Annotated in this window: 27 protein-coding genes; 23 read left to right on the top strand and 4 right to left on the bottom strand. The window is 52.0% G+C overall.

The genetic code is table 11. From position 1 onward, the window contains the following. Positions 1-56: 56 nt before the first annotated feature. The gene (locus tag VP504_RS02220) at positions 57-320 is read right to left on the bottom strand and encodes a helix-turn-helix domain-containing protein (RefSeq protein ID WP_062706439.1); all 264 of its coding nucleotides are present in this window, start codon (positions 318-320) and stop codon (positions 57-59) included. 137 nt (positions 321-457) lie between these two features. Here VP504_RS02220 and VP504_RS02215 point away from each other — a divergent pair, with 137 nt between their 5' ends. The 23 genes from VP504_RS02215 to VP504_RS02105 all read left to right on the top strand — a co-directional run bounded on the left by VP504_RS02215 (position 458) and on the right by VP504_RS02105 (position 10469). Beyond that, complete coding sequence (locus tag VP504_RS02215; protein WP_325892746.1) at positions 458-625, top strand: hypothetical protein; 168 nt, start codon at positions 458-460, stop codon at positions 623-625. Further along, entirely contained in the window at positions 622-885 is a 264-nt protein-coding gene (locus VP504_RS02210) for a hypothetical protein (RefSeq protein ID WP_325892745.1), read from the top strand. The genes VP504_RS02215 and VP504_RS02210 overlap by 4 nt, the downstream gene beginning before the upstream one ends. Continuing rightward, positions 878-2620 (top strand): rolling circle replication-associated protein, encoded by a 1743-nt coding sequence (locus VP504_RS02205; protein WP_325892744.1) that lies wholly within the window; start codon positions 878-880, stop codon positions 2618-2620. The genes VP504_RS02210 and VP504_RS02205 overlap by 8 nt, the downstream gene beginning before the upstream one ends. Then, a complete protein-coding gene (locus VP504_RS02200) occupies positions 2604-2786 on the top strand; it encodes a hypothetical protein (protein WP_325892743.1) in 183 nt (60 codons plus the stop codon). Before VP504_RS02205 ends, VP504_RS02200 begins: the two co-directional genes overlap by 17 nt. Next, a complete protein-coding gene (locus VP504_RS02195; protein ID WP_325892742.1) occupies positions 2783-2980 on the top strand; it encodes a hypothetical protein in 198 nt (65 codons plus the stop codon). The genes VP504_RS02200 and VP504_RS02195 overlap by 4 nt, the downstream gene beginning before the upstream one ends. Then, on the top strand, positions 2962-3189 hold the full coding sequence (locus VP504_RS02190; protein ID WP_325892740.1) for a hypothetical protein: 228 nt from the start codon (positions 2962-2964) through the stop codon (positions 3187-3189). The genes VP504_RS02195 and VP504_RS02190 overlap by 19 nt, the downstream gene beginning before the upstream one ends. Before the next feature lie 30 nt (positions 3190-3219). After that, complete coding sequence (locus VP504_RS02185; protein ID WP_325892739.1) at positions 3220-3711, top strand: hypothetical protein; 492 nt, start codon at positions 3220-3222, stop codon at positions 3709-3711. Continuing rightward, positions 3701-4354 carry a hypothetical protein gene (locus VP504_RS02180; RefSeq protein ID WP_325892738.1) on the top strand — a complete coding sequence of 218 codons (654 nt, stop codon included), beginning with the start codon at positions 3701-3703 and terminating at the stop codon, positions 4352-4354. Before VP504_RS02185 ends, VP504_RS02180 begins: the two co-directional genes overlap by 11 nt. Before the next feature lie 226 nt (positions 4355-4580). Next, positions 4581-5372, top strand: a complete 792-nt coding sequence (locus VP504_RS02175; protein WP_325892737.1) for a major capsid protein P2 — start codon at positions 4581-4583, stop codon at positions 5370-5372. 9 nt (positions 5373-5381) lie between these two features. Beyond that, positions 5382-5696, top strand: coding sequence for a hypothetical protein (locus tag VP504_RS02170; protein WP_062706421.1), 315 nt, complete (start codon positions 5382-5384; stop codon positions 5694-5696). 9 nt (positions 5697-5705) lie between these two features. Continuing rightward, entirely contained in the window at positions 5706-5915 is a 210-nt protein-coding gene (locus VP504_RS02165) for a hypothetical protein (protein ID WP_062706419.1), read from the top strand. Beyond that, positions 5893-6303, top strand: a complete 411-nt coding sequence (locus VP504_RS02160; RefSeq protein WP_325892736.1) for a hypothetical protein — start codon at positions 5893-5895, stop codon at positions 6301-6303. Before VP504_RS02165 ends, VP504_RS02160 begins: the two co-directional genes overlap by 23 nt. Next, a complete protein-coding gene (locus tag VP504_RS02155; RefSeq protein WP_325892735.1) occupies positions 6278-6712 on the top strand; it encodes a hypothetical protein in 435 nt (144 codons plus the stop codon). The genes VP504_RS02160 and VP504_RS02155 overlap by 26 nt, the downstream gene beginning before the upstream one ends. Beyond that, entirely contained in the window at positions 6712-7239 is a 528-nt protein-coding gene (locus VP504_RS02150; RefSeq protein WP_325892734.1) for a hypothetical protein, read from the top strand. The genes VP504_RS02155 and VP504_RS02150 overlap by 1 nt, the downstream gene beginning before the upstream one ends. Then, complete coding sequence (locus VP504_RS02145) at positions 7239-7697, top strand: hypothetical protein (RefSeq protein WP_325892733.1); 459 nt, start codon at positions 7239-7241, stop codon at positions 7695-7697. The genes VP504_RS02150 and VP504_RS02145 overlap by 1 nt, the downstream gene beginning before the upstream one ends. Next, a complete protein-coding gene (locus VP504_RS02140) occupies positions 7694-8002 on the top strand; it encodes a hypothetical protein (protein ID WP_325892732.1) in 309 nt (102 codons plus the stop codon). Before VP504_RS02145 ends, VP504_RS02140 begins: the two co-directional genes overlap by 4 nt. Beyond that, a complete protein-coding gene (locus VP504_RS02135; protein ID WP_325892730.1) occupies positions 7944-8396 on the top strand; it encodes a structural protein in 453 nt (150 codons plus the stop codon). The genes VP504_RS02140 and VP504_RS02135 overlap by 59 nt, the downstream gene beginning before the upstream one ends. Before the next feature lie 46 nt (positions 8397-8442). Beyond that, complete coding sequence (locus VP504_RS02130) at positions 8443-8766, top strand: hypothetical protein (protein WP_325892728.1); 324 nt, start codon at positions 8443-8445, stop codon at positions 8764-8766. Further along, positions 8759-8983 carry a hypothetical protein gene (locus VP504_RS02125; protein ID WP_325892727.1) on the top strand — a complete coding sequence of 75 codons (225 nt, stop codon included), beginning with the start codon at positions 8759-8761 and terminating at the stop codon, positions 8981-8983. The genes VP504_RS02130 and VP504_RS02125 overlap by 8 nt, the downstream gene beginning before the upstream one ends. Next, positions 8983-9108, top strand: a complete 126-nt coding sequence (locus tag VP504_RS02120) for a hypothetical protein (RefSeq protein WP_325892725.1) — start codon at positions 8983-8985, stop codon at positions 9106-9108. Before VP504_RS02125 ends, VP504_RS02120 begins: the two co-directional genes overlap by 1 nt. Then, on the top strand, positions 9105-9245 hold the full coding sequence (locus VP504_RS02115; RefSeq protein ID WP_325892723.1) for a hypothetical protein: 141 nt from the start codon (positions 9105-9107) through the stop codon (positions 9243-9245). The genes VP504_RS02120 and VP504_RS02115 overlap by 4 nt, the downstream gene beginning before the upstream one ends. A 301-nt stretch (positions 9246-9546) precedes the next feature. Then, positions 9547-10062: a hypothetical protein gene (locus tag VP504_RS02110; protein WP_325892722.1), complete on the top strand. Its 516-nt coding sequence runs from the start codon at positions 9547-9549 to the stop codon at positions 10060-10062. Positions 10063-10079: 17 nt separating this feature from the next. Next, on the top strand, positions 10080-10469 hold the full coding sequence (locus VP504_RS02105; protein WP_325892721.1) for a hypothetical protein: 390 nt from the start codon (positions 10080-10082) through the stop codon (positions 10467-10469). A gap of 38 nt (positions 10470-10507) precedes the next feature. Here the strand turns inward: VP504_RS02105 and VP504_RS02100 are convergent, their stop codons facing one another. From VP504_RS02100 to VP504_RS02090, 3 genes are all read right to left on the bottom strand, one after another. Further along, positions 10508-10936, bottom strand: coding sequence for a phage protein (locus tag VP504_RS02100; RefSeq protein ID WP_325892720.1), 429 nt, complete (start codon positions 10934-10936; stop codon positions 10508-10510). 487 nt (positions 10937-11423) lie between these two features. Then, positions 11424-11948, bottom strand: a complete 525-nt coding sequence (locus VP504_RS02095) for an SLATT domain-containing protein (RefSeq protein WP_325892719.1) — start codon at positions 11946-11948, stop codon at positions 11424-11426. 123 nt (positions 11949-12071) lie between these two features. Beyond that, complete coding sequence (locus VP504_RS02090) at positions 12072-12950, bottom strand: inositol monophosphatase family protein (protein ID WP_325892718.1); 879 nt, start codon at positions 12948-12950, stop codon at positions 12072-12074. Between the last annotated feature and the right edge of the window lie 70 nt (positions 12951-13020).

Below are 13020 nucleotides of genomic sequence, written 5' to 3'. Positions count from 1 at the left end.
TGAGTGTTAAATCTAAATATTTTAGTGCGCATTATGTATAAAAGGGCAAATAGATTTTAGGCAGGGCGACCACACTCTAAGGCTTTGATTACACGGGGATTGTTGGTCTTTTCGGCAAGGATGTTATAGACGACATTTTGATCATCCAGTTGCAGTAAATCCGCCAATTTGAAGATGACATCCCACTCGGCACAATTCTTATTTTGACGCCATCTACTAACCGTAGCGCGCGGAACCTCTAACTTCTGAGCTAACGCATAGTCTGAAGGTATGTTGTACCTGTCTTTTACATCGTCCAAAAGTTTATTTAAGTATTCCACTTGTCACCCTCGCCTTGACGCTATTTGTTAAATCTTAGCTCGACATTTTGTCGGATACCACAGTCTATACCCGTATTGACGTCAATTGGTGCGAGATGTAAAGCTAAATATTGACGCTAATGCATGGGGATGCAGACATGGAACAAGTTAATCATCAGTATTGGATTGATAAAATCCGTAACGACCTCGGTCTAAAAAAAGACCCAAACCGCAAGCAAGGTTGTCCTGACCTTCGTTACTCCGACCGTTTTCAACGTGCCGCCAAACGAATGATGCAAGCGCGTCGTTTAGGAGGGGTGGCATGAATGAATCCCTAAGCGTCAAGGCGGATGGGGGCAACAGCCCCCGGAAGCTTTCACGCAATGCCCGTTATGAAGCAGCAAAACGCGCGGAAGGCTTGGAGAAGGTTACGCTATGGCTACCGATTCAAGTGATTCCTGAATTCAAAAGCGCGGCGGATTTATGTTGCGAATATCGCCACCTTTCTATCAACTCAATGAGGGACACCAAGTCCGGGCGGTATGTATCGCTAGAGCGTGGCGTCACTGGTGACAGTGATGGATAAGACGCTCCCGACACTGACACAAAAAGACATTCAATATATCGCCGGGGCAGCTATCCCCGGCGACCTGCTTTTGTCCCGACTTGAAAGCCCGGTAACAGGGGAAACCCCGAAAGCGTGGTTAGAAAGCCAAGCGCAAAAACTGCGTCATGCGGACTTTAACCACTGGATGAAAGTGCGCGATACCGAACGCCCAAACCAGCCCCCCGCAGGGGCGGAGCAAAGCGACGGGGGCACTAGGCTAGTCCAAGGGTGCGAAAGTCCGACACGGACGAAAGAAGCGCAGCGACGCACCCTGATAGCCAATCAGGCAAAGCTTTTGCAACACAGAGCGGACGGCGGCGAGGTGGGTATCCGGTTTGCAGACCAAACCCCACGAACCCACCACGACGACTACAGCCACCACAACGCGCACCGTCAATCCGAGCGTAACCGGGCATTTCGCATCATGCATCAGCCGTGGTCGGGTAAATACCGCGCCGGGATATTCGTACAACCGCGCCCGCAGGATGCGCCAGCCCCAACAACGGGTGCCCGCTTCACTGAGCGCCTGACACCGAAGGCCGTGGGGAAAATCTTCGAATCTGCCGCCTATGTGGCAACGTTACATAACGGGTTTACCACCTTTCTCACCCTGACATTTTCGCCAGAGGCGCGGGCGAAACTGTTTGCCGGGGATGACGAAAGCCCGGAGACCACCATCGGCCGCGAGGTTTCCCGGTTTCTGGATGGGGCGAAAAAGGTCTACCAGCGTGGGTTTGATTTCCATTACGTAACGGAACGCGACGGAGACGACCACCCATTACATTACGTAACGGAAAACGCGCCACTGAAAGTGCGCCCACGTCACGGGAATTTTCATTATATATGGGTAGCAGAATGCCCGGCCAATGAAGACGGCGAACCTAACCCCCATGTGCATGTATTGCTTAACTGGCAGGTACCTAAACCGCTTTTCCGGGCATGGGCTGAACGCATTGAATCATTATGGGGTCATGGCCTTGCGCACCTTGAGCGCATCAAACATGGCAAAGCCGCGGGCAAATACATCATCAAAGCGGTGGGCTATGCCGCCAAAGGCGACAACGGCGAGCAGGGTTTGATTCGTGGTAACCGTTACGGCATCGCAAAGTGCAGCCGTGCGCCGGGGTGGGAATGCCTAGCCACCTTTGAGGCCGATTGCATGGGCGCGATTATCGCGGAATACCGTCACCGTCTGGGCAAGTGGAAAAAGCCGATTACCCGGTTACGCAGTAAGACCAAAAAGAAAATTGCAGCGAGCGCCCGCGCACTTCAAATCGTGAAGAAATCCAAGAAACTGACCCCAGAGCAGATACAAAACCGGGTGCAGAAACTCAGTGCCAGGTTAACGCAGTTAGACGGGGTGATGGATGCCACCGCCGCCAAAATTCGCGAATGTGGGCGCACGGTCAGCGATGACCATCCGCTTGTGCATTTCGATGGGGAAAACGCCCGCGAGCACCTTGACCGCTTCCTCATCTGGGCGACGGGTGCGCGAGGTTGGAACATACAGAGCGATGACATTGAGAACTGTCGCCTGTTAAAGCAACAAATCAAACAACAATTTAATGGGGAACTGACCGCCTTTAGGGATGAGCTGTTGATTCATGAGGCGCGCGTCAATTGGCTAAAAGAAACCGGATGGAATCCGGTGCAACTGGAGCTTAACAGCTATGGCGAAAAACGAGAATTTGGAGACTGTGACGAACGAGATTGACCACGAGGTGAAGAAGGCGACCAGCCACCCGGTATACGGGCGGTTTCTGGCACCGCTTCGTCTTATGGTGGTGTGGGTGAAGGCAGTGAACACCGAACTGCGTGAAATCCGCGCTTACATGAACAGTGATGAGCGCCAGCCTGTCACTATAGAGAATGATTCATGACCGGGGGAGAGTGGCTAGCGCTGCTCTTTTTACTGCTCGCCGTTGCAATGTTTGGCGTGTGGGGCTGGCTTTATAACAAGCTGCTGACATGGCGTCAGCAGCTTGAGTCATGGGAGCGGGATTTACATCACCGCGAAACACTTATTGTAAAACTTCAGCAATGGAAGGAAATGAAATGCCACGTGAAACGATAGGACATATCAAATGCCCGATTGCGGGCGACATGGCCGAAGTGCGTGAGGACAAGCGCGGCAAGCTCTACTACTTGGGCGAGGCGGGCATGATTAAGCCCAATCTGCCTGCCGGGCAAAACTGGCTCAAAAAGCAAATGATTCCTTTGCCTGAGCACAGCCAAGAAACGCCCCCAGAGGAAGAGGGTTTCATGAAAGCCCTTTGGGGATAATCACACAACTCACTGTCGGGAGACAGAGACATGGACAACGAACTGCACGATGTGCGGGCAGACTTGAAACTGCTCGCGCCTGCTGCCGTCGCACTCGACGGCGGCGAACCTTTACCCACTGACGCGCCACAAAGCGACACGGGCGAGGGCATGGAATTTGACGCCGTGCCCGCTGAGCCGATGGCGGCTGACCCGGTGCTCAAAGGCACCATTGCTACGCTAACCACGGTATTGTCTGCGCTGGTTTGCCCCAACTGGAAAATCCAGCCCGAAGAGGTGGACGCCATTGCCGAAAGCGGCACTGTGTGTTTGCAACACTATTTCCCTGACGCCAACCTTGACCACCCGGCGGTGGGTTTTGGTCTGGTGGTGGCAGGGGTGGCCGGGTCACGTCTGGCGATGGGTATCCCGCCGAAGGAGAAACCACCGGAAACGCAACAGGACGCCCTGCCGGACGACACGGCAAGCGCGGTACACAATCCTGACAACGCCTTACAAGAAGGGGTACTGCATGAGCAATAGGAAACGGATTGATACCTCACTCGATGCGCAGCACGAATACATTTGTGGGACGACGGGCGCGGGGAAATCGTCCCACGTCAAACGCGTCATTGATAAGGCGCCCCGCGTGGCCGTGTTTGACCCGGATGACGAATACGGAGACCAGCCCGGCTTTGTCCGTGTGACCAGCGCGCGGCAGTTTCTCGATTATCTTTACCGCTATCCGGCGGGCGGGTTAAAAATTGCGTTCGTCAGTGAAGGGCAGGACGCCTTTGATTTTTGGGGCAATGCGGTGTTTGCGTGGGGGCGCTGTGTGGCGGTGGCAGAAGAAATCGCCGATGTCACCACCCCGGCCAAAGCACCGCCTGCATGGGGACGATTGCTGCGCCGTGGCCGTAAACGGGCGATTAAGGTGATGGCCGTGACCCAACGCCCCGCAGAGGCGGATAAAACCGCACTCAGTCAGGCGGCGGTTATCCGCACCGGGTTGTTGGGGCGTGATGCTGACCGGGTCAGCGTCGCCCGTGAAATGAACATCAACCCGGACGAACTGGCCGGACTGGTGAAACTCGATTGGGTGGCGTTCAAACGTTCGGATTTATCCGTCACCAAGGGCAATTTGACCCACCAACGGGAGACCGTAGTCCGGGCGCCCGTAACGTAACGGAAAGTTGTAAAAAACCTTTGAAAACAGCGTCAATATGATATTGACTAATAACTCCTTGGCACGCTGTGAAGCGTCCCTGTTCACGTCGTGAGACGTCACTTTGGAGAAACTCACATGATTAAGAAATACGCGCCGCTCATTCTGGTGTCACTGGCTACCCTGTGGGTCGCTAACCGCGTTGAGCCCGTGAAAAAAATCGTTTACGCATAAGGGGGTATGACTTATGCGTTTAACCCATAAACTCCCTTCCTTTTCGAACGTCGTTGCAGGCGCAACCGCAACACTTGAACTGCCGTTAGGTCTGGCGTATCACATGCTGTTGCTGGAGTTCTCCGGCATGGCGCTGGCCCAGATGAAAAACATCCGTCTGGAAGTGAACGGCAAAGTGGTGCAGAAGTGGAAAGATGGCGAGCGCCTGAACTCCCTGAACAAGCACTACAAGCGCGGCACGGCCACGGCTTCGAGTCTACCTATCTGGTTTATCCGTCCCGAGATGGATGACCCGGCGCAGCAGCGAGTGTTCGCGGTCGGCACCTCGGACGTGCAAACCCTGACCCTGTTGATTGATATTGCTGACGATGCGACCGCGCCAAAACTGACCGGACACGCCATCAAAGGCAACCAGTCACCGCTGGGTATCATCACCAAGGTGAAAACCTTCCCGGTATCGTTTGCCACCGCTGGCGAGCAGGAAATCGACAACTTGCCACTTCCGCGCGGTGCCCGCATTGCGTCGGTACATCTCTACAGCCCGGACGTGACCCGCTGCGAGCTGGACATGAACGGCTTGCGTGTGTTCGAGATGGACAAGACACTCGCGGCCAAAATCCAGACCGACTATGCCCGCGACCCGCAATCGTCCGACAAAATGTCGCTCGATTTCATGCTCGAAGGCGATATGTCTCAGGCGCTGGTACTGGAAGGCGTGCAGGATTTCCGTATCCGTCCGACGCTGGCAAATCCGGGTGCCGTTGATGTTGTTGTCGAGTACCTCGACCAATACCAAGGCATCTAAGGGGGCGACATGGCGCAAGCAATTGGAGCGTTGAACCCTAACGCCGTGAGCGCACCTTCGGGTGATGCATGGTGGGGTGGCTTTGTCGATAAGGCGGGCGACCTTTTTAGCTCTGCCGCCGGGGCGTATCTGGAATATGAACGCATTCAGGCCGGGCAGGACGCGACGGGCGCCTCACAGCAACCCGTAGCCAGCCAGCCGGAGCACTCCAGCCAGATTAACCCGCAACCGATGCGCGGTTCACTGGTGCCGGGTGTCAGCAATCAAATGCTGATGATTGGCGCGCTGGGTGTCTGTGCTGTTGTCCTGCTGCTGAAAAAGTAAGGGGGCATCATGTTTGGCTCGATGACCTCGCTTACGGGTGGCGGTGGGCTGCAAGGTGGCAGCGCGGGACCCTCTGCCGCGCACAACACCACCACGCACACCACCAACAGCGGCTTTACAGGGGGCGCGATTAATTTCGGCAGTAACAACGGGATTCCCTCTTGGGCGCTGTTGTTAACCGGGCTCGCGGCACTGTATGTCTACACCCGCAAAAACTGACCTGTTTCCGCTCCCTTTTGAGGTGGCCGCGCCTGCACTGGCGCTCAGCCTTGGGGATTACATCACGGACGCCAAAGAGCAAACCGCACTCGGTAAAGAGTTTATTTTTGGCTGTCACGGCGCCGTGATGTGTCTCCGCCCGGAAGGGCGCGAACTGGTTGTTGTCGGGTTCACCGGAAAGCACCGACTTGCAGCCGTGGCGCCACATATTTTGCGTACCGCTGTGCAGGTTGGCTGCATTTCCATCCGGGTGCATACCCAGCGACGCGGTGAACTGCGTTTTCTCAATATGTTGGGCTTTCCATTCCGCCTCGTCGAGTGGCGCCCGGACTCCAACGAATACGTGTTAAGGATGGCTATCAATGGGCGGCTCAAGCAGTTCAAGTAACCTCACTAAAAACACCACTAACACCACCAACCTCAACTCAAGCGTAGGGGTTCAGGGCGCAAATAATGGCGTGATTTTAAGTGGTGTCACCGATTCCACCATCAATGCCTCTATGACCGACCACGGTGCAGTATCGGCAGCACTGCAAGCCATGAGTGAATCAAGCTCTGACGCTCTCGAAAGCAATGAGGCCGTTTCACGCCTTGCAATCAGTGAGATGGGGGATTTATCCCGTGACATCATCGGCCAATCCCTGACCGCCTCCAAGGGGGCGACAGATGCGGCGTTAGATGTGGCGAAAAATCTGTCACTTTCGAGTGATGCCGGAACGACGCAGACCATGACCAAGTATGTCGCATTGTCTTTGGCTGCGGTGGGTGTCGCTGTCGCCTTGCGGGGTAAGTTCTGATGACCATGCTAAAAATCAATGCTGACACCTTCCCGAAGCCTTACGGCCTCACCGGGACATTTTTCAAGGTGGTGAATGCGTCCGGGGCGGTCAATGTGCGGTTTGAGTATCACGATGACAGCGAACTGGAAACTGTGCTTTATCAGGGGTTGGCCATCGAGCACCCGAAACCGTTTAAGAGTTTCTTCCTTTCATCGCAAACACCACAGGATTTAACCGTTTTTGCCAGTCTGGCAAAGCTGGTAGACGACCGTTTAGAAACCTCTCTGACTGGCGCGGCAAGTTTACAAAGTGGCAAAGCCACACTGACTGCGAACCAAGCGGGGGAAATTGTACCCGCGAGGCTTGGACGTCGCAGTGTGCTGATTTTCTGCGATGCGTTGACCTACATCGGCGGCGCTGGGCTGGATGTGGAGACAGGCATCCGTGTTGATGCAGGCGAAAGCCTCGAAATCAACACGCAAGCGGCGGTATTCGGGTTTTCCCCGACAACAGCAAGCGTTCGCACCCTAGAGGAGTTGAACTGATGCCACGGCTTAATGCAGGCGGTTGGAAAGCGGGGGATGTAAAAATCCACTCCGGTACACTTGATGACATTCCGAGCGGGTGGGAGCTTGCCGCCGACATGGTCGACCGCGCCGTGGTTGGGGCGGGCGGTGCTTACAACGTCGGTCAGCAGTTTGGCGCAGATGAAGTCACGCCAAATATCACAACAAGCGTCTGGGTGAATAACCACACGCTGAGCTTGGCGCAGATGCCAAGCCATGCTCACCCGCTACCCACCAGAAAACCCGGTTCATCTTTGTCTCAGAGTGGATATGTCAATATTGATGTCGTTTCAACTGCAACACGAACATCACCATTGAATTCCAATAACGCTGGCTCATCCCATGCCCATGCACACGGCGCGGGGGCGTCCAGTTCATCAAGCGCGATTAACACCCGACAAAAATCAATCGCCGTTATTTGGATTAGAAAACTATGAAAATCACAGCCATCACACAAGACCAACTCATCATCGTTGACGGCGTAGGCGTTGACATGAGGCCGCATGGCGGCTTTGAAATGCGTCGCGGGGAATGGGCAGTGCAGTTTGATACAGTGACCGGGCGCGGCGAGGTGGAGTACACCGACGCCCGCCATAATAGCGCCCTGACGCAAGCGGATTTTGATAAACACTATGCGTGGCTGATGGATGAACATCAACGCGCCATAGAAAAGGAAAAGGCCGATGAAGCAGCAACACCTGTTGATTCTGGCGGCACTGGCGGGGGTGTTGATGCTCTCTAAATCATCCAGTTCGCCGCGAGGCATCCGCAACCACAATCCGGGCAACATCGAAGACAACGGCATACCGTGGAAAGGCTATCGCGGCAATGATGGCCGTTTCATCATCTTTGACGCGCCACAGTGGGGGATTCGTGCGCTTTACCGCGTGCTGATGACTTACCGCCACAAGCATCAGATTCACACGGTGCGCGGCATTATCAACCGCTGGGCGCCATCCCATGAAAACAACACAGAGGCGTATATCCATCATGTGGCTTCTAGACTTGGTGTCTCGCCTGACGCGCCGTTGGGATTGGGTCACTATCCGCTATTGCTGAAAACCATTATCAAACACGAAAACGGGATGCAGCCTTATGACGATGACCTCATCACTCAAGCTATCGCCCTCGCTTAATCGGCGTCTGGTCGATTTAGGTTTCGTCGTCTTGGGTGGCGTGGCGGTGTGGTACCTCACGCGAAAACTGGCAGGTAAGGCCGTCAGTGCGGTCAATGACGCAGTGAGCGACGCCACCGCCCCGGCGGGCTCACTGCTCGCTGAGTTCACCCAATGGCAAAACGGCTCTTATGAGGTGGAATTACGCCCGTTGATGATTCGTGATTTCTACCTCACCAGCGAGTACCGGTTAACCCCAGAAGCTGAGGCAACGCTTTGGAATTGGGAGCCGTGGCAACCTGCACTGACCAAACTTTTCGGGGAACGGGGCGGGGCGATGCTGCCCCGTTACCGTCCGCTCATTAATCAGGAGATTTCATTTAATGGCTAACTATCTTGAGGCGTTAAAGCGCCGTTTGAAACAACCCTCCACGGTGCGCGGGCTGGCGCTGATTGGCTCAGGCGTAGCACTGGCAAGCGGTCAGGGGAATTTATTCACCGCGACCGTGACCGATGCAGGTGTCAGCTATGGCGGCTTTGTTGGCGCGGCGATTCCGTTTGCGGTTGGTTTCTGGGAAACCGTTCGCGACCAGTTCAAGGGGGCGTAATGGGTCAGACGCTCATCGAACTGAATCAAATGGGGCTTTCTCCGGTGCTGATTGGGGTGGGTCTGCTGATTTGGCGTATGGAGCGACGTATTACCGTCATTGAAACCCGGATGGAGGTCGTATGATTCCCAAAGAGTTCGGCGTAAACGTCGCCACCCCGGAGCCGCTGAAATTCACCATAGACGTGTCTGAACGCACTATGTTGCTGGCAGGGTTTGTCGTGGTGATTGGCGCGCTCGCTATGAAACGACTGAGAGGTTAACCATGAACGTGAGACAGGCAGGTAAAAAGGGCGGTCAGGCCACCGCTCGCAAGTGGAGGAACGACGCCAAATTTCGCGCCCGGATGAAAAAGGTATTGAGCGCCGCAGGTAAGAAAGGCGTGAAAGCCAAAAAGCAGCGAAAACTATTTTAGTCAGCGCCAGATTCGAACAAAAAGCCGCCATAGTGCGGTTTTTTTAATCGATTGAAAATATTGATGAATATTAGCGTACAAGGGTTGATTGATATGCAAAAGACCCAATATATAAGGTGTTATCCCATATAACGAGGTTATAAAGTCCGATGCTTGATGTACATTTCAAAACAGAAGATGCGTTAGTAGAAAAAATCGACGGCACTATCATTGGTCCATATCCGGCGCAATTCGCTGGAAAGTCAATTATAATCAGTGATATAGAGGCTGACATTGAAGAAGGAGACACAATCCTACGAGACTTACCTAGCGGGAGGCAAGAAAGAAACATTGTCACACAAGCTGACTACCATACCAGTACATTAGACGCTCAATTTAAACCAAGTATTCATGTGAAGTTTAAGAGACCTAACGCTATCAGTGCCAGCAAGCCAGCTCCCGTAATCAACGTGACAGGCCCTAATTCAACGGTTCAGATTGGTGACCATAACACCCAAAATATCGCCAATGCCATGTCAGATTTAGCTGAAAGAATCAACAGTACAGACGCCGATGAGCAAGAGAAAGAGAAAGCCAAGACTCTACTAGGTCAATTCCTAAAACACCCGCTGGTTGGTTCAATTTTGGGTGCCAGTATCGCACCTGCCATTGAACTACTTAAATAAGATTCTAAGAGAGAAACTTGAAAATGCTAACAGAGCAACGAAGAAAAGCCCTAACCCAGAAAGCAAGCAAATTAGAAGTTACTGAAGGTTTAAAGGGGTTTACTGAGAAAGCTCAGATTCTCGGGGAAAAACTCCAAGGGGTAGTGAGCGAAATTGAATTCTCGACAGCAACATATAAGAACCCTTTTTCTGTTGAAATGACTCAAATACGTGGCAAGTACATAATTGCAGTTGATGTGTTTGACTATAAGACGAAGAATTACACGGCAAGCTTTGAGTATTGCGCGGATTCATCAGTGGAGGTCACACCCATAAACGAAGGTAGTCAGGTTGTGCCCTTAGACGAAGTCACAGATGAAATGATGAATGACTGGGTAAAGGCAATTCAACAACATTACGCCAATTAAATCGATACTAAAAAAGCCCGCAATCGCGGGCTTTTTTATCACTTCATTTTGTCCCTCGTGGGTATCCACGGCGCGGGCTGCTTACGTTTCCCTCCTCGGTAGACAGTGACAGGCGCGGCGGCAGGTTTGACAGGCGGGCGCTCAATCAGGCCGTAGCGGTCTTTCAGCGCGTGGTACTGGTCACGCCAGAGCGGAAAGGCTTCCAGCTCACGCGGCGCAAACTCGCGGCCATCCGGGGTAATAATCACGGCGCGGGCTTCATTGACTTTAAAGCCTTGCCAGTTCAAATCGTTCGGCAGGTAGCCGCGGGCTTTGATAATCAGCAGTTTTTCAGCCATCGGATTGGGTGGCGTCGAGCCATCCAGCCAGCGTTTGACCGTCACAGGTCGTACATGAAAATAGGCCGCGCCATCGTGTATCGAGTTGAATTCACGCCAGAAAAGCGCGCGGAACGCATCAAGTAACATTGGTTTACCTCACACAACTAACCGTTGCTTGAATGTTTTTTTCGATTAATGACGGCGCGCACCATCGGCAAAGCAGATTTAACCGGACGCACGAAGGCAACAGGGTTAAACTGCGTAAAATAGTATGCAGAGTGTGAGTGAAACGAGGCAAGTTAGCGCAGGTGAAATGTATCGGGAAAAAATGTCTAAAATCAGTCACATGAAGTGATACCGAATCAGGAAACGGGCATTTGTTAAATATTAGGCTCTCAGTGCGCATTATGTATATTATGTTAAATAAAGGATGTAGCTATGCTAAATCTGACTCTAACCTGTCTGTCATCACCCACTTTCTTCAAGGATTTCAGTATATTGAACGTAATTATCTATTTACCATAAAATAGATAATTACCAATTCTCTAAGACGCTCATATTGGATCATTCTGTTCCAACAGAGTTCTTCTAGCTTTGGTGAATTATCGTGAAAAGCTTTTGCACTGGAACCCGCTTAGCCGCTGCTGGATTTGGTCAGTTCTCTAAGTTGCTTCATTGCTGCTTCCAACTCCGAATCCCAACCTCTGGTTTCCGAAATTGAAATTTCCTTGGTGTCCTTCACCAAATTTTTGAAAAGCTGAAATGCTGCTTGTCGATGTTCAGGGCTAACGACATCTTCACTCGTGATTTTGCTCAACAGTTCAGCCCACTCAATGTTGGCGACCACTATGAGTAACTCGATTTCTAACCTAGCTTTGGCGTAACGTCGCCAATTGCTACTAATCAAGAATATTTGGTCACAAATCCCCAGAATCCCTGCTACTGCCATTAATGCCAAGCTGAGCTTCTCGCTATCTTCCGCCCCAAACGCTGTAACTGTCGCTATCAAAAATGCCGATACGGAAAATACCCTCAGAAAAAATGACGCCCGCCGAAATCGACCTTGCCATTTTTTGTAGTAGTCGGCTTCCGCCTGCGCGGCTTCGACCGCGGCTTCGACCGCGGCTTCGAATTCTTTCCGTAGTTCTTGAGTACACATAGTTCACGCAATATCAATAATATAGACAAGAAAAGCTTAGTTCGCCCCAGCAGATTCTATGCCTATTTTGTTAGAATTCGTACCTAAAACTCGCTAACAGCAGAACTCGAAACCTTCCTCAAGCTATGAAAGAAATGGATCAAGATGATCATGCCATTGTCTAAATAAATCAGGATGGGTTGCTCCGATTACCGCCTTTGAATGCATGCTGTTATCAAAAATGTTTGTACCATCAAAAGACGAACATGTACCACCCGCCTCCTGCAGGATCAAACTCCCAGCGACGTAATCCCAAAGCTTTTGATTGCCGTGAAGGTATAGTTGACAACGATTGGCAGCAATCCAACACCAATCTAAAGCGCTAGCACCAAAACTGCGCTGTGAGCGATAAGGTGGATGAGCTGCCAGATGGGAAGCCATGTCTTTGGGCAGGCGTTTAAAGTCGATCAACGCCATAGAACTCTTCAAGTCGTCGCATGCTTTCAGTTCAGTAAAGTCTAAATCAATGCTGTTCAATGTTGCACCTCTGCCCGAAGTGGCATAAAACAACTCGTCTCTATTCGGGTCGTAAACCAGCCCCAACCAAACTTTACCCTTGTAAAGCAATGCGAGCGATGTGCAGAAGTAAGGAATGCCAAAAGCAAAGTTACTGGTGCCATCTATAGGATCTAATACCCAAAAAGGCTGATTTTGTTCTTCGAATATCGAGAATTGAATAGCCCGGGACTGTTCTTCTCCCAAGACTGGTATATGCGGCCAATATGTTCTTAGTGCCTCTATTAGAAGCTGTTGCATTTCCAAATCTGCACCTGTGACAATGTCACAATTAGCCTTGTAGTTGATGTCTGATGTTGTTATCCCTCGGTGGAATTTTGGTAAAACCGCTTTGATTGCCGCACTTCGCACTATATCGGACAGAAGAGATCTGACATCCATTTTCGTCATTTTCAATAAGGTCTGCAGTGTGTTTTTTTCATGGGTATCTGACGGCTCCATCTTCATTCTACTCCCCTTTCCTTTTGGTCATCGACGCCTTAGTGCCATTTGGTTTATTCGTAAAAAATGGCCCATT

Origin of the sequence: Grimontia sp. NTOU-MAR1 (genome assembly GCF_035758505.1) — a bacterium.
In the GTDB taxonomy this organism is placed as follows: domain Bacteria; phylum Pseudomonadota; class Gammaproteobacteria; order Enterobacterales; family Vibrionaceae; genus Enterovibrio; species Enterovibrio marinus.
The sequence above is the reverse complement of the archived record's forward strand: the minus strand, read 5'-3'. Positions and strand labels throughout refer to the sequence as shown.

Coding starts and splice junctions, on each gene's coding strand:
- VP504_RS02215 (WP_325892746.1), top strand. CDS start 458: ATGGAACAAGTTAATCATCAGTATTGGATTGATAAAATCCGTAACGAC.
- VP504_RS02210 (WP_325892745.1), top strand. CDS start 622: ATGAATGAATCCCTAAGCGTCAAGGCGGATGGGGGCAACAGCCCCCGG.
- VP504_RS02205 (WP_325892744.1), top strand. CDS start 878: ATGGATAAGACGCTCCCGACACTGACACAAAAAGACATTCAATATATC.
- VP504_RS02195 (WP_325892742.1), top strand. CDS start 2,783: ATGACCGGGGGAGAGTGGCTAGCGCTGCTCTTTTTACTGCTCGCCGTT.
- VP504_RS02190 (WP_325892740.1), top strand. CDS start 2,962: ATGCCACGTGAAACGATAGGACATATCAAATGCCCGATTGCGGGCGAC.
- VP504_RS02185 (WP_325892739.1), top strand. CDS start 3,220: ATGGACAACGAACTGCACGATGTGCGGGCAGACTTGAAACTGCTCGCG.
- VP504_RS02180 (WP_325892738.1), top strand. CDS start 3,701: ATGAGCAATAGGAAACGGATTGATACCTCACTCGATGCGCAGCACGAA.
- VP504_RS02175 (WP_325892737.1), top strand. CDS start 4,581: ATGCGTTTAACCCATAAACTCCCTTCCTTTTCGAACGTCGTTGCAGGC.
- VP504_RS02170 (WP_062706421.1), top strand. CDS start 5,382: ATGGCGCAAGCAATTGGAGCGTTGAACCCTAACGCCGTGAGCGCACCT.
- VP504_RS02165 (WP_062706419.1), top strand. CDS start 5,706: ATGTTTGGCTCGATGACCTCGCTTACGGGTGGCGGTGGGCTGCAAGGT.
- VP504_RS02160 (WP_325892736.1), top strand. CDS start 5,893: ATGTCTACACCCGCAAAAACTGACCTGTTTCCGCTCCCTTTTGAGGTG.
- VP504_RS02155 (WP_325892735.1), top strand. CDS start 6,278: ATGGGCGGCTCAAGCAGTTCAAGTAACCTCACTAAAAACACCACTAAC.
- VP504_RS02150 (WP_325892734.1), top strand. CDS start 6,712: ATGACCATGCTAAAAATCAATGCTGACACCTTCCCGAAGCCTTACGGC.
- VP504_RS02145 (WP_325892733.1), top strand. CDS start 7,239: ATGCCACGGCTTAATGCAGGCGGTTGGAAAGCGGGGGATGTAAAAATC.
- VP504_RS02140 (WP_325892732.1), top strand. CDS start 7,694: ATGAAAATCACAGCCATCACACAAGACCAACTCATCATCGTTGACGGC.
- VP504_RS02135 (WP_325892730.1), top strand. CDS start 7,944: ATGAAGCAGCAACACCTGTTGATTCTGGCGGCACTGGCGGGGGTGTTG.
- VP504_RS02125 (WP_325892727.1), top strand. CDS start 8,759: ATGGCTAACTATCTTGAGGCGTTAAAGCGCCGTTTGAAACAACCCTCC.
- VP504_RS02120 (WP_325892725.1), top strand. CDS start 8,983: ATGGGTCAGACGCTCATCGAACTGAATCAAATGGGGCTTTCTCCGGTG.
- VP504_RS02115 (WP_325892723.1), top strand. CDS start 9,105: ATGATTCCCAAAGAGTTCGGCGTAAACGTCGCCACCCCGGAGCCGCTG.
- VP504_RS02110 (WP_325892722.1), top strand. CDS start 9,547: ATGCTTGATGTACATTTCAAAACAGAAGATGCGTTAGTAGAAAAAATC.
- VP504_RS02100 (WP_325892720.1), bottom strand. CDS start 10,936: ATGTTACTTGATGCGTTCCGCGCGCTTTTCTGGCGTGAATTCAACTCG.
- VP504_RS02095 (WP_325892719.1), bottom strand. CDS start 11,948: ATGTGTACTCAAGAACTACGGAAAGAATTCGAAGCCGCGGTCGAAGCC.
- VP504_RS02090 (WP_325892718.1), bottom strand. CDS start 12,950: ATGAAGATGGAGCCGTCAGATACCCATGAAAAAAACACACTGCAGACC.